This window comes from Exiguobacterium sp. N4-1P (genome assembly GCF_002214325.1).
This window is the reverse complement of the sequence record NZ_CP022238.1, coordinates 21,211-44,507: the sequence shown is the minus strand read 5'-3', so window position 1 is coordinate 44,507 and position 23,297 is coordinate 21,211. Positions and strand designations below refer to the sequence as shown.

The 23,297-nt window shown below is 49.5% G+C and carries 25 protein-coding genes and 1 other RNA gene; 7 read left to right on the top strand and 19 right to left on the bottom strand.

Annotation, left to right across the window (positions count from 1 at the left end; genetic code table 11):
- Nucleotides 1–9 precede the first annotated feature (9 nt).
- From A0126_RS19910 to A0126_RS16545, 3 genes are all read right to left on the bottom strand, one after another.
- Nucleotides 10–219, bottom strand: a complete 210-nt coding sequence (locus A0126_RS19910) for a hypothetical protein (protein ID WP_369834762.1) — start codon at nt 217–219, stop codon at nt 10–12.
- Nucleotides 220–255: 36 nt separating this feature from the next.
- Nucleotides 256–543, bottom strand: a complete 288-nt coding sequence (locus tag A0126_RS16550) for a hypothetical protein (RefSeq protein WP_088836886.1) — start codon at nt 541–543, stop codon at nt 256–258.
- Nucleotides 544–706: 163 nt separating this feature from the next.
- Nucleotides 707–991, bottom strand: coding sequence for a hypothetical protein (locus A0126_RS16545; protein WP_088836885.1), 285 nt, complete (start codon nt 989–991; stop codon nt 707–709).
- Nucleotides 992–1,355: 364 nt separating this feature from the next.
- Between A0126_RS16545 and A0126_RS16540 the strand changes: the two genes are divergently transcribed.
- The gene (locus A0126_RS16540; protein ID WP_088836884.1) at nt 1,356–1,601 is read left to right on the top strand and encodes a hypothetical protein; all 246 of its coding nucleotides are present in this window, start codon (nt 1,356–1,358) and stop codon (nt 1,599–1,601) included.
- Between the two features lie 491 nt (nt 1,602–2,092).
- Here the strand turns inward: A0126_RS16540 and A0126_RS16535 are convergent, their stop codons facing one another.
- Nucleotides 2,093–3,238: a THUMP domain-containing class I SAM-dependent RNA methyltransferase gene (locus A0126_RS16535; protein ID WP_088836883.1), complete on the bottom strand. Its 1,146-nt coding sequence runs from the start codon at nt 3,236–3,238 to the stop codon at nt 2,093–2,095.
- Nucleotides 3,239–3,347: 109 nt separating this feature from the next.
- Nucleotides 3,348–3,721, bottom strand: an RNA gene (gene rnpB, locus A0126_RS16530) — RNase P RNA component class B.
- Between the two features lie 135 nt (nt 3,722–3,856).
- Between rnpB and A0126_RS16525 the strand changes: the two genes are divergently transcribed.
- Complete coding sequence (locus A0126_RS16525; RefSeq protein WP_235195231.1) at nt 3,857–4,309, top strand: hypothetical protein; 453 nt, start codon at nt 3,857–3,859, stop codon at nt 4,307–4,309.
- Nucleotides 4,310–4,361: 52 nt separating this feature from the next.
- On the opposite strand, the gene A0126_RS16520 is transcribed toward A0126_RS16525, so the two are convergent.
- The 4 genes from A0126_RS16520 to A0126_RS16505 all read right to left on the bottom strand — a co-directional run bounded on the left by A0126_RS16520 (nt 4,362) and on the right by A0126_RS16505 (nt 7,994).
- Entirely contained in the window at nt 4,362–5,705 is a 1,344-nt protein-coding gene (locus tag A0126_RS16520) for a S8 family peptidase (protein WP_088836882.1), read from the bottom strand.
- Between the two features lie 59 nt (nt 5,706–5,764).
- A complete protein-coding gene (locus A0126_RS16515) occupies nt 5,765–6,178 on the bottom strand; it encodes a hypothetical protein (RefSeq protein WP_088836881.1) in 414 nt (137 codons plus the stop codon).
- A gap of 59 nt (nt 6,179–6,237) precedes the next feature.
- On the bottom strand, nt 6,238–6,930 hold the full coding sequence (locus tag A0126_RS16510) for a hypothetical protein (RefSeq protein WP_088836880.1): 693 nt from the start codon (nt 6,928–6,930) through the stop codon (nt 6,238–6,240).
- Nucleotides 6,931–6,998: 68 nt separating this feature from the next.
- Nucleotides 6,999–7,994 carry a potassium channel family protein gene (locus tag A0126_RS16505; RefSeq protein WP_236549986.1) on the bottom strand — a complete coding sequence of 332 codons (996 nt, stop codon included), beginning with the start codon at nt 7,992–7,994 and terminating at the stop codon, nt 6,999–7,001.
- A 70-nt stretch (nt 7,995–8,064) separates the two neighbouring features.
- Here A0126_RS16505 and A0126_RS16500 point away from each other — a divergent pair, with 70 nt between their 5' ends.
- From A0126_RS16500 to A0126_RS16490, 3 genes are all read left to right on the top strand, one after another.
- On the top strand, nt 8,065–8,292 hold the full coding sequence (locus A0126_RS16500) for a DUF1659 domain-containing protein (protein ID WP_029333476.1): 228 nt from the start codon (nt 8,065–8,067) through the stop codon (nt 8,290–8,292).
- An 18-nt stretch (nt 8,293–8,310) separates the two neighbouring features.
- Entirely contained in the window at nt 8,311–8,517 is a 207-nt protein-coding gene (locus A0126_RS16495; RefSeq protein ID WP_029333475.1) for a DUF2922 domain-containing protein, read from the top strand.
- Between the two features lie 92 nt (nt 8,518–8,609).
- Nucleotides 8,610–9,509, top strand: coding sequence for a hypothetical protein (locus tag A0126_RS16490; protein WP_088836878.1), 900 nt, complete (start codon nt 8,610–8,612; stop codon nt 9,507–9,509).
- Nucleotides 9,510–9,618: 109 nt separating this feature from the next.
- Here the strand turns inward: A0126_RS16490 and A0126_RS16485 are convergent, their stop codons facing one another.
- Nucleotides 9,619–10,041 (bottom strand): hypothetical protein, encoded by a 423-nt coding sequence (locus A0126_RS16485; protein WP_088836877.1) that lies wholly within the window; start codon nt 10,039–10,041, stop codon nt 9,619–9,621.
- A 315-nt stretch (nt 10,042–10,356) separates the two neighbouring features.
- On the opposite strand from A0126_RS16485, the gene A0126_RS16480 reads away from it, so the two are divergent.
- Together A0126_RS16480 and A0126_RS16475 are read left to right on the top strand one after the other, a co-directional pair.
- Nucleotides 10,357–11,040 (top strand): lytic transglycosylase domain-containing protein, encoded by a 684-nt coding sequence (locus A0126_RS16480; RefSeq protein WP_029333472.1) that lies wholly within the window; start codon nt 10,357–10,359, stop codon nt 11,038–11,040.
- Nucleotides 11,041–11,053: 13 nt separating this feature from the next.
- Nucleotides 11,054–11,635, top strand: a complete 582-nt coding sequence (locus A0126_RS16475; protein WP_029333471.1) for a DUF1643 domain-containing protein — start codon at nt 11,054–11,056, stop codon at nt 11,633–11,635.
- A 117-nt stretch (nt 11,636–11,752) separates the two neighbouring features.
- On the opposite strand, the gene A0126_RS16470 is transcribed toward A0126_RS16475, so the two are convergent.
- From A0126_RS16470 to A0126_RS16430, 9 genes are all read right to left on the bottom strand, one after another.
- Nucleotides 11,753–12,013, bottom strand: coding sequence for a hypothetical protein (locus tag A0126_RS16470; protein WP_029333470.1), 261 nt, complete (start codon nt 12,011–12,013; stop codon nt 11,753–11,755).
- A 13-nt stretch (nt 12,014–12,026) separates the two neighbouring features.
- Nucleotides 12,027–12,929 (bottom strand): acyl-ACP desaturase, encoded by a 903-nt coding sequence (locus A0126_RS16465; RefSeq protein ID WP_088836876.1) that lies wholly within the window; start codon nt 12,927–12,929, stop codon nt 12,027–12,029.
- A gap of 277 nt (nt 12,930–13,206) precedes the next feature.
- Nucleotides 13,207–15,582, bottom strand: a complete 2,376-nt coding sequence (locus A0126_RS16460) for a glycoside hydrolase family 31 protein (RefSeq protein WP_088836875.1) — start codon at nt 15,580–15,582, stop codon at nt 13,207–13,209.
- Nucleotides 15,583–15,756: 174 nt separating this feature from the next.
- Nucleotides 15,757–17,280: a cardiolipin synthase gene (locus A0126_RS16455; protein ID WP_088836874.1), complete on the bottom strand. Its 1,524-nt coding sequence runs from the start codon at nt 17,278–17,280 to the stop codon at nt 15,757–15,759.
- Nucleotides 17,281–17,392: 112 nt separating this feature from the next.
- Nucleotides 17,393–18,511, bottom strand: a complete 1,119-nt coding sequence (locus A0126_RS16450; protein ID WP_088836873.1) for a GTP-binding protein — start codon at nt 18,509–18,511, stop codon at nt 17,393–17,395.
- 110 nt (nt 18,512–18,621) lie between these two features.
- The gene (locus tag A0126_RS16445) at nt 18,622–19,491 is read right to left on the bottom strand and encodes an alpha/beta fold hydrolase (RefSeq protein ID WP_088836872.1); all 870 of its coding nucleotides are present in this window, start codon (nt 19,489–19,491) and stop codon (nt 18,622–18,624) included.
- A 12-nt stretch (nt 19,492–19,503) separates the two neighbouring features.
- Nucleotides 19,504–19,950, bottom strand: a complete 447-nt coding sequence (locus A0126_RS16440) for a DinB family protein (protein ID WP_088836871.1) — start codon at nt 19,948–19,950, stop codon at nt 19,504–19,506.
- Nucleotides 19,943–20,458 carry a GrpB family protein gene (locus A0126_RS16435; RefSeq protein ID WP_088836870.1) on the bottom strand — a complete coding sequence of 172 codons (516 nt, stop codon included), beginning with the start codon at nt 20,456–20,458 and terminating at the stop codon, nt 19,943–19,945. Before A0126_RS16435 ends, A0126_RS16440 begins: the two co-directional genes overlap by 8 nt.
- An 85-nt stretch (nt 20,459–20,543) precedes the next feature.
- On the bottom strand, nt 20,544–23,261 hold the full coding sequence (locus A0126_RS16430) for a bifunctional 2',3'-cyclic-nucleotide 2'-phosphodiesterase/3'-nucleotidase (RefSeq protein WP_088836869.1): 2,718 nt from the start codon (nt 23,259–23,261) through the stop codon (nt 20,544–20,546).
- Nucleotides 23,262–23,297: the final 36 nt, after the last annotated feature.

The window sequence follows — 23,297 nt, the reverse complement described above, 5'->3', positions numbered from 1 at the left end:
AAGGCTGTCCTATCCGGGTTCGAACACAAAAAATCCAATTAGTTGTGTACCATCCATCACCGCATAGTAATGTTCCGTCCGTTTGTCCGGATCCAAAAATTCTGCCAAGTCCTCTTGGTCGTTCGGCATATCGTAGAACGCAAAGTCACCCTCGTATTTCCAGTCATACGCAATTTGTTCCGCCTGACGTTGTGTCAGTGGTAAATAGGTATAGGTCATCATGTGATCCCCTTTTAAAATCCATTCACGCCTCAATTAAGATCGGTTTTTTCGATATTCGAGCAACAGTGGTGCCAGATTCAGTCCAATCGACACAATCGTCAAGAACCACCAGACGCGTTCCATTCCGGGAACAACGTCTGCCAAGGCCGCCCAGTCCTCCGCTTCGACCCAGTTCGCAATTTGACTGTTTTCCGCACACAGCGTGAGCGCCGTAAGCGATAACCCGGCAGCCATTGCCAGCTTATAGTCCTTGCCGATGAAGTACAAAATCAGATTCACCGCCGTCGCGAAGATGGCAAGTATCCCAAACAGTAGCCACATGACACCTTTTCCCCTTTCCTTATCGTGTTTCCTTTCGACAATTAATCGAATGTTTTACATTTTATTTTTAAGATCAAGTATTTTATTTAACGACGGCAAATAAATCAGCCAAGCTGAAAATATAGAATAGAAAAAGAATCCTAACCTCGAATCATGATGCATGTCACTTCAAATCCTGTATGCTCATGCGCTCCAACTCTTTTTCTTGATTTTTTCGAAACACCTCTCGGCCTTTCCCCCACTCCGCTACCAAAAAAAGCAAACCAAGCCCTGTGATTAGCAAGTATTGCATTGTACTAACCGACTCGACGTTAACATACCGCCAAGTCATTCCCACTACAAAAAGCAACGGGACAACTGCCCCTACGTACACATTCTTTTGACTCGATAATAGATACTGCGCTCCGAGCACAGCTGCATAAAGTAAACCTTTCAACAGAATATCCATTCTTCTTCCTCCCCTAATCGAGCATATTTTAAAATCTTCAATCGTCAAAAGTTTTTTCATACATACAGGCTGGTTTCTTCAACCATTTGCTAACATCAATAATTTACCATATTAAACCCGATTATCGTTCGATATTTCTGTTGATTACAAAAATGTAAGTGAATACCTAAACGGAGAAAAACTAAAAAGCGATTCTTCTCTTAAACGAGAAAAATCGCTTTTCGTTTTCAATCTCTAGCCCCTCTGGATGCTGTTCTCTATCTGTATAAAGATAATGATTTGACTAATTTTAATGAAACCAAGCATAATGATAAACAGCAAAGCGTTACACAACTCGCTCTGCAATGAAAGGATGTTGGTTATTATGTCATCAAAAAAAGTCTGGACAGTCGAAGGTTATGAGGAAAATGGTGTAGAGAAGCATCAAAAGGCAACTATGACGGAAACGTTTACGAATGAAGCCGATGCTCGTAAAGCTGCTAAAAAAATGGCGGATCAGCACGATGACCTCGATGTATATGTCATCTATACGAATACGTCAAGCGGTAAAGCAGAAGAACGCTTCTTCAATTCGGATGGATCTTATAGTGAAGAAGGATATGAATGGTAACATCTCAGCCGTCGATTTGACGGCTTATTTTGTATGACGAATTGTATGATTAAACACAATACCTAACTGAATACACAAAAAACGCTCTGTTGAGCAGTTCGCGGGGAAATTCTTGAGGCTGACTCATATGTGGGGTATCTATCGATTAAAACGAATCAGTGTTTTTTTCGTGCGTGATTCAGTCACAGACTAAACCGTTATGAACACTACGAATTTGTACCAAAATGGCCGATATTCCCGTGAAAAGTGGGATTATCGGCCATTTGATTGATGGAGGACGGAAACGTTCATCCTCGACTCCTATGGGAAAAGGAAACGTGATTCGCGTTTCCGTCAGGAAGAGGGAAGACCCGGCATGACCGCATCCAAATGCGGGCTGTCGCGGCTTACCTTCCGCCCATGGAAAGCGAGGATGGCGGAAACGTCCGTCACAAACATATTTTTTAGACTGACTTATATCAGTCAAATTTCAATAAAACAACAGGAGCGACTTACGCTTGCGGACGTTTCCGGCGCAATCCGTAGTACTGATAAAACTGAACTTCGATGTTCCCGTTATACAGCTTACGGCGTTTTGTCGCCGGGCGGCCGAACGCTTTTTCGAACTCGACGTATGACGTGATCATATAGACACTGTAATACGGGAATTCCTTAAAGGCGTTACCGACTTTCCGGTACAGCTGATGGACTTCACGTGCATCCTCGAGACGTTCCCCGTACGGCGGGTTGCCGATGATGACACCGAAGTCTTCCTTCGGCTTGAAGTCGGCCGCGTCGCGTTGCATGACGTTGATCGCGTCCCGGACGTCCGCGAGCTCAGCGTTTTGTTTCGCGAGCTTGACCATCTCCGGATCGGTATCGTTGGCATAGATTTTGAGCGGCTTGTCCCACTCGGCTTTTTCGTTTGCTTCCTTGATTGCGTCGAACCAGGCTTTTTTCGGAATCGCTGCCCATTCCTGCGAGACGAACTCACGGTTGATCCCGGGTGCGATATTGCGTCCGATCATCGCCGCTTCGATTGCCAGTGTTCCGGAACCCGTAAAGACGTCATAGAGCGGCATGTCCGGCTTCCAGTTCGTCAGCATCAGCATCGCCGCTGCCATCGTCTCTTTCAGTGGTGCCGCCGAGTGGAACTCGCGGTAGCCGCGTTTATGGAGGGCGTCGCCTGACGTATCGATCGTCAGCGTCGCGATGTCTTTTAAGAGCGCGACTTCAATCGGGAAGCTCGCTCCTGTTTTCGGCAGCCACTCGTCCCCTTTGTTGTACGCTTCCTGCATATGCGAGACGATTGCTTTCTCCGTGATTTTCTGACAGTCACGGATCGAGAACAACTTCGATTTGACCGAGCGGCCGTTGACGACGTAGTTCGCTTCCCACGGGAGCAGTTCACTCCACGGGAGGTCTTTGACTTGATCAAATAATTTTTCGAACGACGTCGCCTTAAATTCCGCGACGACCAGTTTGACTCGGTCTGCCGTCCGGAGCCACAAGTTCAAACGTGGAATGTCTTCCATCTCACAGTCGATGTAAACTTTTCCGTCTTCGACCGTACACTCATATCCTAAATCGCGGACTTCTTTTGCGACCAATGCCTCAATGCCCATCGCTGCCGTCGCGATGACTAAACGTTTTGCCATGATTGTTCACGCTCCTACCTGTTTTTAAGTTTTCCAAAATCATTTCAATAAAAAAAGAGCCCAGTTGGACCTGGACTCTCGTTCAAAGTAAAAATAACAGCCTATGTGGTCCTGTAAGCCATGTTCTGTTCCCTAGTGTTGCAAACGGTTTGACCCTCACACGTGGGCGACAATCATCTATCTCCGTATTTACATACGCTCTCCTTCGCGTTCAGTTCCGCTCCGGAAATTCCCCTACCAAATTTGGGTTTCTCGCTCGTGGGGTTTACCTCGTTCCACCCTTACTGTTTCCAGTAAGGCTCCGTCACTGTGGCACTTTCAAGAAGTTTCGGCCGTATCCGAAGACTTAGGCGTTCCTTCTGCCGTCAGCACGACGCTGCCTACACTTATCTTTTCGTGTAGCACGATCACTACAACCATCGCAGGTTGTGCGAGCATGGACTTTCCTCAAAGCACCGAAGTGCCCCGCAATTGTCCGAACCAACATAGTCACTGCTTAACAGTGTAGCGTACTCCCCTGTTTCCCGCAAGGTTTATTTTCAGAAACGGCAATCGAAAAAGTTGCGTGTTCACGTGATTTCGCGGTATAGTACAATGGTTCAGAAGGGGGCATGTACTATGAAAAAACGACGCTCTGGTACGAACCAGCGTACCGTCCGGAAGCTGACGTTCTTGATCGAAATCGATGAAATCAAGGCGCTGCATCTCCGCAACGGCATCTTTGCCTTTTATCGTAAAGGAGAACTCATCCATGCGTTCGAGCCATTTAACGTCAAACAACCGGATGCGTTATCAAAACGAAGCTATCATTTCGACCAACACGATATTCTTTTGATGAACGAACGATTCCCACAACAAATTCCACTCTATGATGAAGCGATGACATTACGCTCATGGGCGGAACAGGTTGAATTCGGTTTGTATCAACTAATTGATTCGGGACGCCTCTCGTTTGTCCATGAGGATGATACCGGGTATAAAATGGAAGCTAAAATCGAGTGGACAGGTGAGACACTCACTGTGCCGACTCCCGTTTATAAAAAAGGAAAAGACCCAAAGCAAGATCTTTGAGTCCTTTCTTCGAGCCAGTTCCTCACATGAGGAATTGGCTTTTTTTATTTGATTATTTGACCGTCAGGACACGTTCGACCGTTCGTGTGTGGCGGCCGGCAGACGTCGTGAAGACGAGTTTGTACGTCCCTTTGTCCTTTAGCTTGTAGGAAAATTTGTGAAGCCCGTTGCGTAAGTTCGAGTCGGAAAACGTTTTGACGACGGCACCGTCCTTATACAGACGGGTCCGGGTCGACGCACTCGAATACTCATTAAAATAGAACGAAAACGTCTGGTTCGGTTTAATGACGGACGGCAACGAGATTTTCGAAATCGGAGCCGGTACTTTCGCCAGCATCCCGGCATTCAGACGGCCTTTCCCGTAATGAAGCGACGTATCGCCTGATTTTTTCGATGCGGCCGCATAAAGCTTACTGCGGAGCGTATGGTTCGAAATGAACGGGTTCTTTGACTTCGCAAGCGCCATGACGCCACTGACGATCGGTGTCGCCATCGACGTTCCGTCGAGGTAGCCGTATTTGTTCCCGACGATCGTCGAATAGACGCCTTCCCCCGGTGCCATGATGTTCAGTCCACGTCCGTAGTTCGAAAATGTCGATGCCCGACCGAGCGTTCCGACCGAGCCGACGGCGACGACCGACGACATCGACGCCGGGAAGAGCAATTTATTGCGACCGTCGTTGCCGGCAGCGCCGACGACGATGATGTTATTCGCTTCCGCCTTCTTGATCGCTTTTTCCATGTACGGATCAAATTCATATTGACCGAGCGACAGATTGATGACGTCCGCGCCTTGCGCGATCGCATATAAAATCCCGTCACCGATATCAATCGAACTGGCATAATCACCGTCAAAGACGTCCGCGCCGATCAGCTTGACACCGGAAGCGACACCGACGATGCCTTTTCCGTCTTCTGCAGCTGCGACGATTCCGGCGACATGCGTCCCGTGATCATCCGGTTTACGGATTCCGGAAATCGTCGTCGTCTTATAGATGACGTTCTTGAATTCCGAGTGTTTCGTATCAATCGCGTCATCGATGATTGCGACGCGGATATCTGATTTCCCATGACTGTACTTCCAGTAAGTAGGGATGCGTGATTGATCAAGATATGTTTGTTGCAATTGTGCCGAATCGGTCGCCTTCTCGACATCCGTGACGGGAATCAAGTCAACTTTGACTTCATCCGCATCGAGGTGTGCGAGTGGCTCGACGAGCGAAAATCCGTCCTGTTTCAGCGGACGTACTTCTTTTAAGCCTTGGTCTTTTAACCAGGTTTGTTTTTGTTGGTCAGTGAACGTCGGATCGTACTGGACATATTGGGAACTAGCGAATGCCGTCGTCGGTAGACCGACCGCAAGCGCGACAGTGAGTGATACAAGTTGCTTTTTCATATGGACCCTGCCCTTCTGTTAACACACGCCGATTCGATTGATTTGCTGATTCAACGGACTTAAAAAGGAACAGTGCCACCTGATTCTTCGCTGACTTCAAATGAAGTGATTTTCCCAATCGTGACATACGCATAGTACCGTGCCAGGACGGCGCGCCAACGCGCGGCGTCAATCCCCGTCAAGTCTTCTCCGAGCGGAGAACCGTCAAATGTCTCAAACTGCTGACAAAAAAACGCTTCTTCGTCCTCGTTCCATATTACAGATTCGCCAATGAAACCCGTTGAAAATCTGACGAAATCCGCAATCGAGGGACCGATTACTTCTGCCGGGAGGCGTTCACTCATTCTCCCGACCAGTTCATAGCGGTCGCGCTGAGCTTGATCCGCGTCTTCTAACGTCTGACAAAGTAATACTTCGCGATTGATTTCAACTAGAACGATGTAGTCACCGCTCGGTACATTGACGTGTATCATCACTACACCCCTTGGATTAAATTCGTGTAGTTTCTTGATGTGACTTGCTGTTCACTGCCTTATAATGTCCATTTTCGATCAAACATCAATTCAATCGGTTCGTTGTTCTTAGACTTTAACACATGGACGCGCGTCGTATCAATTTGATCGAGTAAATCAGACTTTTGGAGCGAGCGGATTTCAGTCGCTTCCGACTCGGCGATGCGCGCCCGGTGTGGCTCAAGCAACGCTTGTTGCTGACTTGCGAGAGCGTACCAGGCAAGCCGCGCAAACGGCTCGTCTTTCGCCGTCTCAAGAGCGTAACTTTCAAAAATGTCCGGCAGATAGCTGCTGAATTGATCGAGCGCATCAATACGTTCCGCTAAATCGAGGACCGTCAACCAGCTCGGTAACGATAACAACGATTCACTTGACCACCAGTCGATTAAATCGACGTGCTCTTTAAAGAGTTGTTGTGCTTCCGTCCGGTCGATGAAGTGGTGCATCGTTTGAATCAATTCATTCCAGGCGACCGTCCAATATTCTTCCGACGGGTTCGCCGAGATGAAGAATTGACGATACACCGTCAACAGCTCCGATATGTCACGGAGCGTTTCGACTTCCAGCCGCTGGTTGAGTCGACTGACTGCTTTTGTGAAATAACTTGGTTCTAATGTTAGCGCCATATAAAGTAATTTCGGGACATCTTTCAAATCTCCTTGATCGACAGTCTCAAATAATTCTTGAATCCACTCTGGTTGTTCGTTCGTCATAATAAATTCTCCTCTACATAGTAAATTTATTTACTATACCCGAAAAGAAATAAATGTAATCCTCTTCTTTAAAAAGCACCAATCCGTTTAGCTGTTTCTTCTCCACATAACACGATCAACAATGAGCCGGGCGGAATCGTTTCGTCGAGTCGCCGGTTCAGGTCAAGTCGCTTTCCGTCGGACAAAATCGTCACGCCTTCTTCGAGCATCGCATGGAACGCTTCACGGTACGTCGTCCACTCCGGTCGTACCGGAATCGAGAACATCCCGTCCCCGTGTTTCGTCAATAAGTTCGTCACGACTTTCGTCACACCCGGGTGATGGGAGGCGAGAATCGCCATCCGGGAAATCGTTTCGTCCCCGAGAATGACTTCGTCGACCTTGATTTGTTCAAAGCTGTCGAGATGTTCTTCAAGCATCATCTCGACGATTGTATAGATGTCCGGATTCGCGCGTTCGATACTTGAAGCAATCAGCAGCGTCCGGCCGTCCGCCAGCGCCGGTGGCATTGAATGATCGGCGAGGACGATTGCACGCGCCGCCTGTTTGACGTTCGCCCGTTGTAACGTCGAGGCGAGTGCCGGGTCCCCGTTGACATAGTGGAACCGTTCGTGACTGAATGGTTCCCGCTCCAAATCATCGACGAGGATGACATCCGTCGTCTCGAGCAGTTCCTCGATGACATGTTTCGACCGGCGGCTGTAGCCGAAGACAATCGTATGGCCTGACTCTTTCACTTGCAACAACCCTCTCTCTTTTTGATCGCGGATCACTTGGACTCCGTCGACGAGCTTCGAAATTAAACTCCCGACGATCCCGATCCCGAAAATGAATACAAAAATCGTCATCATCCGCCCGAAATCCGTATTCGGGAAGAAATCACCGTATCCGACCGTGACGACGGTCGTCATCGTCCAGTAGACGGCACGGAAATACGAGCCGAACGTCTCCGGTTCGACGAGATACATCAGCAAGGCGACGCCGAACACAAAGAAAAACGACGCATAGCCTAACGTCCGCATCTTTAAAAAGGACATCTTTCGTAAAAATCGAAACCAAATCATTCTTTTTTTCACTTCCTTTCGAACAATATCTCTTCGCACCCTGTTAATAGGGGCGAAGGAGGTGATACACATGACACAAGCGGAAGAAATCAAAACGAGTCTCGTCGTCGTCTTCGAACGAGCGGATAAAGTTTCACCGAACGGAGATGCCCTCATCGCCCGTCGTCGCTTCAACGGACTCCGTCCAGACTTAGCTCCTGAAGCTGTCGCTGCAATCGGTCAAGCCATCGGCGCAATGATTACAGGAACATACACACACAGTGAAATCAGTCGTGACTACGCCCTACTCAACGCCTAATCTTAAAGGAGGATTCTCATGGAACATACCATTTTATTGACGTTCGACACATCGACGAACAAACCGTTTCGCCTTCGGTTATCCGGTGCGAAAGCAGACACGACGGTCGCTGAGGTCAAAGCCCTCGGCAACTTGATGGTCGCACACGATCCGTTTTATAACGGCATCATCAAATTGCGTGAAGCCGAACTGCAAAACAGCTCGGAATCCGCCTACGTCCTCTAACACGCACCAGTTGTCATCATCACCGATTGAGGTGATGATGACTTTTTTTTGGTATACTAGTGTTATCAACCAGCTGGAAAGGAAGTCAATTTATGGCCAAACGCCCTCTTACCCCTCGCGAATGCGAACTCGTCGTCTGTAGTCTCTATGTAATGGAACTGATTCCATTCGAAGGAATTATGGAACGACTCGAGTCGATCACGCTCCGAGACATCATCGGACCGGTCGCGACCGGTGACGCGACCCGTCAACAAGCAGCGGAGTCGCTTGATCAATACATCAAGGTGCGGCGCCGCCGTTTCCGTAACGTCCCTCCGGAACACTTATGGTCGCTCGACGACCGGATGGAGCAGGAAGCATTACGGATGATCCGTAAACGCTCTCCCCTCTCTGCCGGAGAGAAGCTCCAACCGAAAGCAATCCCGTTCGAGATGGGTGACACCGTCGAGATGAAGGTCACGGAGATTCAGGAACGCAACAGTAAAGTGACCGTCGTCGGGAAAGTCGGACAAGTCACGGCAAAACTTCCCGTCGCGAACCGCCAAGCGCTCAAAGGCAGTAAAACGATAGCAGCTTGGGTGACGGGCATCGAGAAAAAACCGGCCTTGATCCACTTGTCGACTTCCGACTACGGAAAACACCAACCGTCGGCTGAAGTCCTCGCGGCATACGTGACAGCAATCCGGGGCTTACGTCAGTTTTTCGAAACGAACGAGCTGCCTTCGACAGAAGAAGTCGATTTAGCGAAATCCTTGTTCCAACGGATGATCCGCCGCGATCAAAATGACTGGTTCACGGTCTATGTCGCAATGGGCCGTCCACAACTCGACCATGTCCGCCGCTGGGTCAAAGTCATCCAAATGCTCGGCAAGTCATTGCGTGGCGACGAAGATGCGACACGCCAACTGGCTTCACAGGAAGATCGCTTCTTCAAGGACGCGTTACTCCGTGCCTGCCGCTCCGTCGAGAAGAATCTCGATTCGCGTACGTAACCTCTTTCGACTCTCACGCATGAAATACCTATTAAATGAAACCGATTTTCCGAAACAAAAAAATGCCGCTACCGTCGAACACTTACTTCGAGGTAGCGGCATTTTGAAATTAAGTGATGTCGAGCGTCGACTCGAGGGCCCGACACGTTCTGCGGATCGTCGGTAAAAAGTCCGTTCGTTTCGCGACGCCGCCTTTAATATGAACATGATGAATCCCTTTCGTCCGTTGAATCGCCGTCAGGACCGTGACGAGTTCGACGAACCAATTCGAAATCAGTTCTACGACCTGCTCATCAAAAGCAGCCGCTCCATACACATCATACCCGTTCTCGCAGAGATGGTTCGGGAATTGTTGCTTAAACCGAAAAATTAACGTCTCCGTCGTCGGAATCGACCATTGCTGAAAGAGGATGCGTCGTTCATGATCCATCGACGTTTCAATCACTCCGTCCGTCTTTAACTTTGGCTGACTACCGATGTTCAAAATCCAACTCGTTTTCTTTCGTTCGCCAGTGGAAGTGATCGTTCGCATGGTTTCGTCCATCTCCTTTGATGTGTAAGCGTTTACTCTCTTATTCTACAAGCCGATTGACCTTTCGTGCAAGTGACAAACTAATGAAACTGAACGATGCCTTCGTCTGACGTTTAGTCTAACAAACTTTTCCGCTGTTGACGATGTCAGTAATTAACAACATTCCCCGTGTCTTGCTTTTTTTAACCGCTTGGACGCAAATCGGCAAAAAATGATCGAATCCTGCGACACCATCCGTCCCGTAAAGAAATAGCTACTAGCCCCACTAAAAATGTGATACCATTCAGTGGAATCATCGAAAGAGGAGAGAACATTATGCGAAAGTTTTTACGAGTTAGCATCTTGTTCGTACTGTTCGTCCTCATCGCCGGCAGCTTCGTCTACTGGCAGAATCGGGAACGTGTCCAAAATGAATTGTATCGTACCTATTACGGGCAATACGGCGTCCCTGCCGAGAACATCGACATCTACGAACAAGCCGGTGACCGTTATGAAATCGATTGGAAGCTGTTAGCAGCAATCCATCGGGTCGAGACGATTTTTTCGAACTCTTCCGCGATGCAGTCGTCCGTCGGCGCCATCGGTCCATTCCAATTCATGCCGAAAACATGGGTCGGTTGGGGATATGAAGGTGGTACGTCGCTCGGTGACATCGAGCACGACGGGATTGATTTAACGGATCCGGAAGCAATTGAAAAGTATGGCGGTCTTGGGGTCGATGCTGACCAGGACGGCAAAGCCGATCCGACAAACCTGACGGATAGCGCCCATACGGCAGCGAAGTACCTCAACCAGCATGACGTCACGAAAACATCTGAACGCCAGACGCTCGAGTCCGCACTGTTTGAATACAATCGCAGTGAACAATATGTCGTCGACGTCCTCGCACAATACGATAATTACCAACAGCAAGTCGAGACGATTGATGCGAACGACCTCGACTTCAAACAAAAGACACTCGCCCTACTTCTTCGCGTCAGCTCACGTTTACTCAATTAAAGGAGGCACCACCATGACACAACCCGATCTTTCATCACTTCAGATCGAGGAATCGTCGATCCGCGTCAAGACGACATTTGATGCAGACAAGACGAAACGTTATTTGCGAAGCTACATCTTTGACGATATCGAGGAAGGGACGCACGTCGCCGCGATGATTTATACACCGCGGACGACGGACGCCTTCTTGTCCGGGACGACGACACAACGGGCGTATAACTTGATGAAGAAACACGTCAGTGCTCCCGTCAAACAATACGATATCATCAGCTTGATGCCTGATTTACTCGTCAGTGAAGATTTACCGTTCGCCCAGGCGAGCTATGACGAAATCAACTACCAATTCGTCGAACAGACGTTACAGCAAGTCCGGGCGAAAAATGGTGTTGTCTTATGCGGATGGGGCTCCCCCGGTCGCTTGATGCACCACTTGCCTGCATTCGAAGATTTATTCAACGAATATGCCGACATATTATACTGCTCCGGCATCACGTCTAAAGGCGAACCGAACCACTTGCGTCTGACCGTCGACGACAGCCCGATGATCACGTATCGTGAGATGCAACAAAAAGCGAAAAAACTGCGGCGTAAATAATCCGTCAACAAAAAGGTGTTCTTCCCGGTTCTTACACACGGGAGAACACCTTTTTTTAGGACGATTAAAGCATTTACGTCTGGATGCTGTCTTGTCTCATCGGTAAAGCGGTTCGAATCACTTTTCGACTTCGACTTCCAGAATAGCTTCGATTTCTGCTTCGACTTCTTTATTCACCATCTGCGAACGTTTTTTTCTCAATTCAAGATCCATTTCTTGATCGATGAACTGGTTCGTATGCTTATCAAAACAGCTGTAACAAACCGCATGAAAGTCTTTTTCATCTGTCTTCAAAGATTTAAATTCCCACGTCTCCAGTTCCAGATAACTGACTTGGTTATTCGTTTCTTTTCCACATATTTCGCACGTCATGTTCATTCCGCTCCCCTTTTCAGACATCTTGCTTACTTTTTCCTAATTGGCGTTCTTTGATTCGTTTTAGACGTCCATGATATTTCATGATGTTCGCTTGTGATTGTTTGGCTTCTTCACTCGTCGGTTCCAAGTTCTCGATATCCCAGTATTTCACGACGACATCTAATACTTGGTCGAAGTATTGGAGTGGTCCGTAATTCGTATCGACGGCGATGGTTTTCATGCGCTCGGTAAAGTCCGGCATGACGGCACCCGGCATCGAGAAGTTAATGATGACATCTTCAAAGAACACGATGAAGTTCGGATCGAGCTCAAGGTGTGCCTTTACCGTATCGCGATAGAACGCATAGTGAAGGGCTTCGTCTTTCGCCAAACGGCGAAGCAGCGTCGCCAAGTCTTTGTCATGCGCCCCTGCCACTCTCGCGACGTTGTTATAGAAAACGAGTGTCGCAAGCTCCTGCAACGACGTATAGGCCATTGTTGCTAAAGGATTCGTAAAGTCCGGGAACCAACCACTTTCAACGACGCGTCTTCTTAATTGATGCAACCGGGTCGGATTGACGTTTCGTGTCACGAGTAAATACGTTTCGAGTAAGCTCGAATGCTGATCTTCCTCCGCCGTCCACGTACGGACGAAATCATTGATGACCTCCATCGAATTTTTAAAGGTGTAATCCAAATGCGACGTGTACCAAGGTAAATTCACTTCTGTCAGCAAGGCCGTTTCCACCGCAACGATGACACCTTCCGGAAGCGTGACTTGACTTTCCTCCCAAGGAACCCGTTTAAATGACATCGCCTTGTCCCAAGGAATGAATTCGTGATAGCTCCAGTCGATATGTGCAGAGCGTTCCTTATGTAATCGATATAATTCTTGAATGCGCGGTTCTAAACGAATATCTAAATCTGAATTTAACATGATCATGTCTCCTTTAAGATGTTTTTTTAACCTTAACCCATTTAAATGTATTTAACCATTATAATGATTTAAATCAAACTTGTTTATGGCTATAACATTTTAAGGAGCAGGTCGTATTAGCTACTGTAGACATTATAAAGTGAGACGCCGTCCTATCCAAGAAAAAAAACCTGCATTCACAGATTTTTTAAAAATCCATGCATACAGGCTTATGACTCACTTGAGAAAAATCGCTAAAATTATTTGAATACTATTCATCCTGTCGTTCATTTTCGCGTCAGTACAGCATCAATTCAAGTAAACAGTCGACGAGATCCTTCTCAAGATCCAGTGCCTGGAGCTGATGCATCAAATTGATCGGCTCAAGACGTTGCGTCAACAGACGATAGAGACGGTCCTTCAAGTCGTAGCCGATTTCCGCCTGATCGAGGAACTCATATAAGCGTTCCATCCGATTATCGTTCGTTGACATTTCGACTTGGAGCGATAACGTGACCGTTTCCGTCACTTCACCGAGCGAAACCGTCAACGATTGTTTTTTCGGGTCATATTCGCCCGGTAACGTTTCTCCGTCACGGACGATATACCCTTCGTTGACACCACGTAAAATCACAGTGATGACCCGTTTTTCAGGCAACAGTTCCTGTTTTCCGATTGGTGCTGCGATCGTCATCGTCCGGGCGACCCAGTCGAGTTCGAACGATGTCTCGACGTTTTCCCCGTCCCGGTGGGCGACACCGACACTGTCATCCTCAAACAGCGTGAATTGGTTCGAGGCGCCAGGGAATACGTGAACATCGAGGTGTTCCGGATTATGCAAGGCGTTCGAGTGCTCGACATGTCGACCGAGCGGAATGATCGCGCCTGCTTTCGCGAGAACCGCCTGTTCGTCAAGCTTTCGGAACAGACGCATTTGTTTCCCGCCTGTATAACGGTGACCGGAGAAGAAATCGAACCATTCCCCGTCCGGCAACCACGCCGTCGTCGCCGCGACGTGTAATTTCTGATTCATCGGTTCGACGATCGGTGCGACCATCATTTCCGTTCCGAAATAATACTGGTTCGGGACGGCATACGCAAGTTCGTCTTCCGGATGCTCATAATACATCGGTGAGACGAGCGGCAATCCGTCAAAATGATTGCGGGCATTCATCGTGTAAATATACGGGACGAGTTGATGACGCAACCGTAAATACCGTTTCATGACTTGTTCCGCCTCGACCGAATACCGCCACGGTTCCTTCCCGTTAAAGATGCTCATCGTACTGTGCAAACGCATGATCGGGCTGAAGACGCCATATTGGAGCCAGCGCGTCGATAATTCATCATCTTTTTCACCGCGCTGGTGTCCGCCGATATCGTGACTCCACCAGCCGTAGCCGATGTTCGACGCCGTCGCCGTGAAGTACGGCTGGAACTTGAGTGATGCCCAGGAGATGATCGTGTCACCGGAGAAACCGACCGGATAACGGTGACTGCCGGGTCCTGCGTAGCGTGAGAAGATTAACGGACGATTGCCGTCACGGGCGATATCGAGCGCATGGTAATGATTGAGCATCCAGAGCGGGTCGAGCCCTTTAATCTTCGAGTTCGCCCCCTGTTGCCAGTCGATCCACCAAAAGTCGACGCCGTCCGCCTCATGCGGGTGATGCAGTTTCGTGAAGTAGTTTTCGATGAACGTCTTGTCCGAAAAATCAAACGGAATCCGGTCTTCCGTATCCGGATCAAGTCCCATCGCGACAGCCATCGCTTCATAGGCCTCTTCAAACCCGCGAACACCGTCCGCCGGGTGCAGGTTGAGCGTCACCATCCGGTCATCATCCTTTAACCATTTCAGGAAGCCTCGCGGATCGGGGAACAAGTCGCGGTTCCACGTATAGCCGGTCCAGCCGCTCCCGTATTTTTCCGGAATGTCGGTCACGTGCCAATCCATGTCGATGACGCTGACGGAAAACGGGACGTCTTCTTTTTTGAAACGTGTCATCAAGTCTTTGTACTCTTTTTCGTTATAGCGCCAGTAACGGCTCCACCAGTTCCCAAGGACTTGACGCGGCAGCATCGGCGTCGGTCCTGTTAAATGATAGAAGTCCTTCAACGCTTGTTTATAGTCATGACCATAACCGAAGTAATAAATATCTTTTGCCCCGGCTTGGCGCGGCTCGACGAAATGATCTTCCGTCAGGACGAACGAAGCCGAGTCGTCAATCGCCGCGTACCCTTGGCGGGAGATGATTCCTTCTTCGAGCGGAATCTCCCCGTCCGCATGGTCGAGTGTCCGCGCCGTCCCTTTGAGCGTCCGGAGCGGTCCGCCGAATGTATAGCGGCTGTAGTACGTACTGAAGTTCCCGAGCACGTCGACATATAACGTATTCTCAGCGAACGGACCTTTCGTATAGTGGAGGTGCACATGTTCCGTGATAATTTGCAATTCCGTATCGTCTTCAACGATTCGGAATGACGGGACGGGAAAATCGCGGTTCCAGACCGTTTGCGTCGGCCGGTCCTCAAAGCGACCATCCTCCGCGTATTCCATCCGAATCATCCGACTCGTCAAAATCGTGAAGCGGTAATGATCACCTTGAATGATCGCTTCCGGTCGTGCCAGTGGTTTCATGTCTCGCGTATAGAAATGGGATTCGTCAATTGTTCGCATACGGGATCAGGACGAAATCGTCCTTTTCACTTCCTTCCAAAAAGTAAGTAGTGCAACCGATGTACACCCTAAGTGTATAAAACTGTTTGTTCCCGTTTCAAGTTCCAACTAATCCATTATTCAAAAAAAGTAGTCCCGCCAATGCATTATCGACGGGACTACGAACTCTGCTTTTTATAATAAGGGGGAAATCAGCCGCGAGAATGATTCGAACAGACGAAAACGAAGCGATCGCTTGACATAATCATTGGACGACAACTGAATCGAAACTTCGAAGTCATCGATGAAGTCCCGCTCAAGCTTCGATGCACTTTCCGTATCATAGAGAAACGCCATGATTTCGTAGTTGAGGACGAAACTGCGAATATCCATGTTCGCCGTCCCGACGACGCCGATCTTGCCATCAATCAACACGATTTTCGCATGGATGAAATGACGGTTATACGTATAAATTTTCACTCCGTCTTTGAGCAAGGGTCCGAAATAAGACCGTGTCCCGTAATACGACGTGAAGCTGTCCCCTCGTCCCGGCGTCAAAATCCGGACGTCGAGCCCGGCCCGTGCTGCAAGCCGCAGCAATGTCATCGTTTCATTGTCCGGAATCAAATAGGGCGTCGCAATCCAAATCGAGCGCTGGGCAGAGATGATTGCTGCAATCAGGGCATTACGGATCGCCGGATCTTTTGACGTCGGTCCACTCGTGACGACTTGTACCGCCCCGTCCGTCTCAGCGTCATGTTTCGGGAAGTAGCGTGCTAATCCGTCCTCGCCACCGAACGTCTCCCATGTATCCGTCCCTTCAAGATGCGCATAAATCCAATCATCCAAAAACGTCGCCTGCAACTCCTTGACGGCACGCCCTTCGAGTCGAAGGTGCGTATCGCGCCAAAATCCAAATTTCTTGTTTTTACCATCGTATTCATCGCCGACGTTCAATCCACCGGTAAAGCCGACTTTGCCGTCGATGACGACGATTTTCCGGTGATTCCGGAAGTTTGCCGTGAAGATGAACAAGGGACTCGAAATCGGATCATAAGCGGCGATTTTTGCTCCGGCGTCACGGAGCGGACGTAAAAAGCCTTCCCCGAGCATATAACTGCCGAGCCCGTCGTACATGAAGCGGACTTCGACCCCGGCTTCTAGCCGTTCAATCAATGCTTCACGGATCGCCTTCCCCGTCTCATCGTTGCGGTAGATGTAATACTGGATGTGGACGTGATGCTTCGCACTCCGGATCGCCTCAAGAATCGCCGGGAACGTCTCCGTTCCGTTCGTCAAAATTTTACTTGCCGTATGGACATCGACCCCACCGCCACCGAAGTTTCGAATCGTGTTGGCGAGCTTCAGGTGATTTGCCGGCAATTCACTGACGGCGAGCGAACGGACCGGCCGGGTCGCTTGTTTGAGTAACATCCGCTCATCATGCGACCGGCGGTTCCGGCGACGGCGACGCGGGTTCCGACCGAACATCATCCAGATGATGACCCCGAGAATCGGTAAAAAGATTAAGACTAGAAACCAGGCAATCGTCGATTCTGCCGTCCGATTTTCGATGAAGATGATCATGATGACGGCGAGCGGCACGACGACCGCGGAAATCGTTAATACAAAATAGAGGTAATCCAACTGATACAATGTCCAAATGATACCTCCAGCGACTAAAAACACGAGCGCGAACTGTAAAACCCGATTGCGCACTTTACTTCCCCCTCTATGAAACATACTCTCTTATCGTCATTTCCCTGTTCCCTTTAAAAATATAGCAAAAAAAGAAACCACAGATGTGATTTCTTCAAAAGTTGACCTGAATTTAAAAAACGTCATCGTACATCGCGCGACCCGGAAGCGGATCGGCGAGCGAGGCCCAATCAGTTTCATCCCGCTGAACGAGGCAGGCATCGAATTGTGCTTCAAGCCGTTTTTGATCCAAACCAATCCCGATCAGGACGAGTTCCGTCCGGCGATCCGCTTGCGTCTCGAACCGTCCGGCGTATTCCATATTCGACGCATATCCTGCTTGATGAAACAAGAGTGCCACTTCCGGTCGTGTCGCGAGGAACAAAAATCCTTTCGCGCGGACGATTGTTTCCGACCACGTCTCAATCAACGCAAGCAGGCGCTCCGGATGAAACGGTACCTCCCGCCGATAAACAAAGGATTGAATCCCGTATTCTTCCGTCTCCGGGACATGTTCCTCGGCATTGAGCTCACGGATCCAACCGGCACTTCCTGCCGCCTGCTCAAAATCAAATAAATCGACGTCAAGAATTGCTGCCGGGTCGACTTGTCCGTAGGTCGTCTCGATCAGTTTCGCCACCGGGTTCAGTGCTTTCAAATAACGAATGACTTCGATACGTTCTTCCGCCGTCAGTCGGTCCACTTTGTTCAAGAGAAGGATATCCGCAAACTCGACCTGGTCGACGAGCAAGTCAACGACTTCCCGGACGTCCTGTTCATCAACTGCCTGTTGCCGTTCAATTAGTGATTCGCCGGACTCAAAATCTTTCAGGAAACTGTACCCGTCGATGACCGTCACCATCGCATTGATTTTCGTCGCGTCCGTCAAATCGATTCGGCTGTCTTCATCGACGTACGTAAACGTTTGGGCAACCGGAATCGGTTCCGAGATCCCGCTTGATTCGATGACGATGCCATCCAGATCGCCTTGGTCGACGAGGCGACGGACTTCAACTAATAGATCATCACGAAGCGTACAACAGATGCAACCGTTCGATAACGTCACGAACGACTCCTCCGTCCGTGAAAAGCCGGCCTTTTCAATCAATGCCGCATCGATATTGACTTCACTCATATCGTTGACGATGATGGCGAGCTTCCGCCCTGCCCGATTATGTAATAAGTGATTCAAGACTGTTGTTTTTCCTGCACCAAGATAACCGGACAGGACCGTGATCGGAATGCGTGACATGTAAATCGTCTCCTTTATAAATCGTAATGATTACGTTTTAAATAGTAACGATTCCGATTTAGACTGTCAAGTCCCGAAAAATAAAAAAAGTCACGACAACGACAGTCCGTTCAATCACAAAACGTCGTCCGGATCAACTGGACGATTCTTTCGGCAGCCTCTTTTGAAAAACCGGCAATCGTGTAATGGTTCGTATTCGCAATCAGATGGAATCTCGCATCCGGCAAACTATCGGCAAACCGTTCATGAGCTGCATTGATCCGTTTCGTCAAATCTTTGTTCAGCCATTTTTCAGGCATCCCGCCCGCCCAATCGGAAGCTGACAATACAAGAACCGGCGGCGTCACATGCGGGACGAGCTGCAGAATCTGCTGATTGTTGTGTGCGACGGTGTCCCACTCGTCAAGCGTGCCCCGCCAGTGATGCGTCCGGCTCAACTGTCGCCACAGCGGGACACGGTCCGCTTCCGGAAGGCTTTTGAACATCCGCGCCCCGAGATTGTCCGGAATCAACCAGGTGAGAGGACGGATATGACTGAGGACATACAAAAAACGGTTCCACTTTTCCTGCATCCGCTCATACCAGTCCGGTAGTTCAACATCGACTTCCGGATGTGACGGATCGAGCAAGACGATGCCAACCGTCTCGTCCGGACGACGGCGCCCGAGTTCGAGCGAGATATAGGCACCGAGCGAATGACCGATGAACAGAAACGGTCCGTCGATTGTGAGTACATCCAGGACGCGTCCGAGTTCAGCCGCCTGTTGACTAAAAAATCGTTTCGTTTTGCCGCGCGAGGACTTGCCATACCCGAGCCGTGAATATTCAAAGACGCGTCCGAGCTGCAATAACTCGCCGCGCAACCAGCCCCACTGGTGGTGGTTCGACATCATCCCGTGATCAAGGATGAATGTGACTTCGCCCGTTCCCGTCAAGCGGGTGTCAAACCGTCCGTCAACCGTCTCAACAATCCGTTCCACTTTAATCCCCCCTTATTCAAATAACGCCAGCTCGATATCGTACCCGAGCAGATTTAAGTAATCAAACAATTGTGACCGGTGATGATACAAGTGGACGGCTGCTTCCACCAACCAACCGGACGAACTGTCTCTGACGCCCCAGTAGGTCGGTTCCGTCGCAAAACCACCCGCCAGCCGGTCTTGATAGTACTGCCATGACTGGTCCAAGCGGTCGACAAGCTGACCGGTCGGCACCGGAATCGCATAAAACTGCGCCATCTCCTCTGCCGTCGCGCCGGTCGCAATCCGCAAATCCGCTTCGAGCAACACGGCAAGATGGGCGGCGACTTCATATACGGACCGCTTCCCCGCAATCGGTCGCTTCTGCCAATCGTCCTGTCGAATCCGTTCCATCAATCGGCTTGTCGTCCGGACACCAACGGCGACGTGCCGTTGTAACGCCTGTTGCCACTCATCCACGGGACCACCACGCGAGCGCACGGTGTTCCATTTCTTTGACGAACGCATCCTTACCGGCGATGTAGGCACTGATGTCGACCGGATGCTGCTTCGCCAGTTGTTCCTTGATGTCGCTGTAAGCTGTCGCTTCTTGCGGATGCTGCCGTAAGTAATCGCGAAAGACGACATGACGCCTGATTTCCGGACTGCCGTCCGCATAGAGATGGATGTGATGCGTCCGCGCATCGCCGCCCTTGCGGTAGTAACGCCGTCCCGGCATGCCGAACTCGCCCATGACTTCGTAACCGAGTGCTTCCATCGCCGTGTCGAACGACTCAATCTCACCCAGCGTATCGACGACCGGTAAGATGTCGATGATCGGTTTTGCCGACAGTCCCGCGACCGATGTACTGCCGATATGATGGATGCCACGCAACCGTTGCCCGAAAATCGCCCGCAGTTGTGCCGCTTCCGTTTCAAACATTTCTGCCCATACCTCTTGATACGGTGTAACGATGACTTGTCTCATACCAATCCTCTCCTTTGTTATTTAGTATGCCAGTTCTTTAAGCAAAACAAAACGACCTCACGCGTGCGAGGTCGTTTTCGTTCGGTTATTTTTTCGTGATGAAGTAACGGGATTGATCGAGACGATCCGATGCCGTATAGACATTCATCTTGTACGAACCTGTCGCAAGACCCGTCCGCATTTTCAAGACGTAGTTGCCGTGGTTGTCGGCGACGTCTTGAGCAATCAATCGATAGCCGCTGCTCGTTTTTTCGAACAGACGGACGATTTGACGTTTTTCGACTTTGCCCGTCAACGTCTTTTTACCTGTCCATTTTTTGACCGGGTAGGTGTTTTTAATCGTGAATGATGCTTTTTTCGTGACTTTGTGCGAGATATCCGTCGATTTGACCGTGTATGTCCCTGTCGTCAAACCGTTTTTGACTGGAATCTTAAAGCCGCTCGCTGTCGTTTTTGCTTTGGCAATTTTTGTCGACCCTTTGTACAGCGTGACATCAAGTCCTGCTGTCGCTTTACCCGTCAAGACCGTCGAACCGTAGACGGCTGATTTTTTATCGATCGCCGGTGTCGCGACGAAGCCTGTTCCGACCGTGACGGTTGCTGATTTTTTCATGAATCCGAGTTCCGAGACGACCGTCAGTTTGTCACGGAGCTTGACCGGACGAACCGTTACCGCATACTTTCCTGTTTCGTCAGCAGTCGCCGTTCCGAGAACTGTTGATCCGAGTTTGACGGTAATCTTCGCTCCGGCAACAGCTGTTCCTGTGACGACTTTCGCTCCCGGTTTGACGGTTGCAACGTTAACATTAAAGTTTTTCATCGGCACGTTCATTTCGAACTTCAGGAACGTTCCCGTTTCACCGGCACGTGTCACGCCTGTATTCGTGATCCCTTCGTAACGTTTCGTATATGCTGCTGCCGCTTCCGCTGAATCGAAGTTGACCGTCATCGGTTTACTGGCAACAAGCGACCAGTTCGCATCGGCCTTATAGTCGACCGGCTGCTTGGCTTGGATGAAGTCTGAGATGACGTTCCGTGTTTCGTACGCTGACTTGTAGACGATGTTTTTTCCGCCACCAAGACCCGGGAACGACGCACTGCCTGCACGGTAGTTGTTTGTCGCGACGAGGAATTCCTGCTCCTCCGTGATTTCCTTGCCTTCGTACTTGATGTCTTGGACACGACTGGCATCCGCGTTGACGACGACGCCGTTGTAGTCATACTTCGCGGGTTTCGTAATGTCGATTTCATACGTCAATCCGTCGAGGATATCGAAGTTGTAGCTGCGGAAATCCTTGTTCAATAAATCGGTTTGTTCGCCTGATACTTCATTGAATTGACCGGCCGACATCTCGAGCCAGTTCTTGACGTCTTTGCCCGTCACCTTGACGACTTCAAGCGTGTTCGGATAGACATATAGATCAGCGACGTTTTTCAGTGCGATCGGGCCTTTTTTAATCAACGTGTAGTCTGCCGCATTGACTTGATTCCGTCCGCCTGTTTTGAATGGTGCACCGGCAGATAAGAGTGGCAAATCTTTATATTTCGCGAGTTCCGCATTGTCTTTTAACTGTTTTTCGACGTACCATTTTTGAGCGTTCGTGACGAACTGGACGGAATCATCATCCTGGACGAGTGCAAAGAAACTTTGGATATCGTCGTTGATCGTTCCGACTTCCTGACGGATATAGTCGAGTGTTCCTTGATGCGACTTCTCGATCAGCTTGACCGCACCGGCATCAGCGACCGTCTCTTTCGTGACGTCAGCGAGTTTCGCAGATGACGTATCGATCGTCCACTTGCCGTCGACTTGTTTTAATTGCAGATCGATGACACCGACATTTTTCCCTTGCGTGTTCGCCATGACGACCGGTTTTCCGTTAATCAGCCCTTTTTCGGCATCGACGTTCGGTAACTTATTGAATGCCGAGTCAGCTGCCGGGAATTTTCCGTGCTGGTGACCGGTCATCAAGACATCGATGTCGGCCAGTTTCGATAAAGCATACCCGACGTTCTCATCGCCGTCTTTTTGGTCGATCGTATCCCCGATTCCGGAGTGGGCCAACGCAACGACGACGTCTGCACCAGCGTCTTTTAGTTTTTTCGCCGTCGCTTTAGCGACCGGGATGATGGCTTCCGCCGTCACTTTACCGGTCAAGTTCCCCGCGTCCCACGCCATGATTTGTGGTGTGACGACACCGAAGACGCCGACTTTGATTGTTTTCGGTTGATTGTTTTGATCCATCACTTGCCGTTCAATGATTTGATAGTCTTTTCCGTCTTCATTGTATTCCGCGACGATTGGTTGTTTCGTCACGGCGTCGAGGACGTTTGAGTTGACGAACTTGATTGAACCGCTTGAAGCACTCATCGCTGACTTCAGGAAGTCGAGTCCGAAGTTGAACTCATGGTTACCGAGCGTGACGGCGTCGTAACCAAGGTATTCCATTAATTCATACATCGGGTGTTTGCCTTTGTTGCCTTGATCGTACTGATTTTTGACATAATCCCCGAACGGCGTGCCTTGGAGTGTGTCCCCGTTATCGAACAGGAAGCTGTTCGTTTCGCCGACGACGTTTTGTTGCTGTTTGATGACTGTCGCTGCTTTGACGAGACCGATCGACTCATCTTGCGCGTCTTTGAAGTAATCATAATTCATCGAGTTTGTATGTAAATCTGTTGTTTCTAGAAAACGTAGTTTGACGACACTGTCATCTGCTGCGAGTGTTTTGACTTGGATGACGGGTGCTAACATCGGTGCGATCAACGTGGTAGCGATAATAATTTTTGTAGCCTGTTTCATCTGGTTTCCCCCTAAGATATAAATGACTGCTCAATT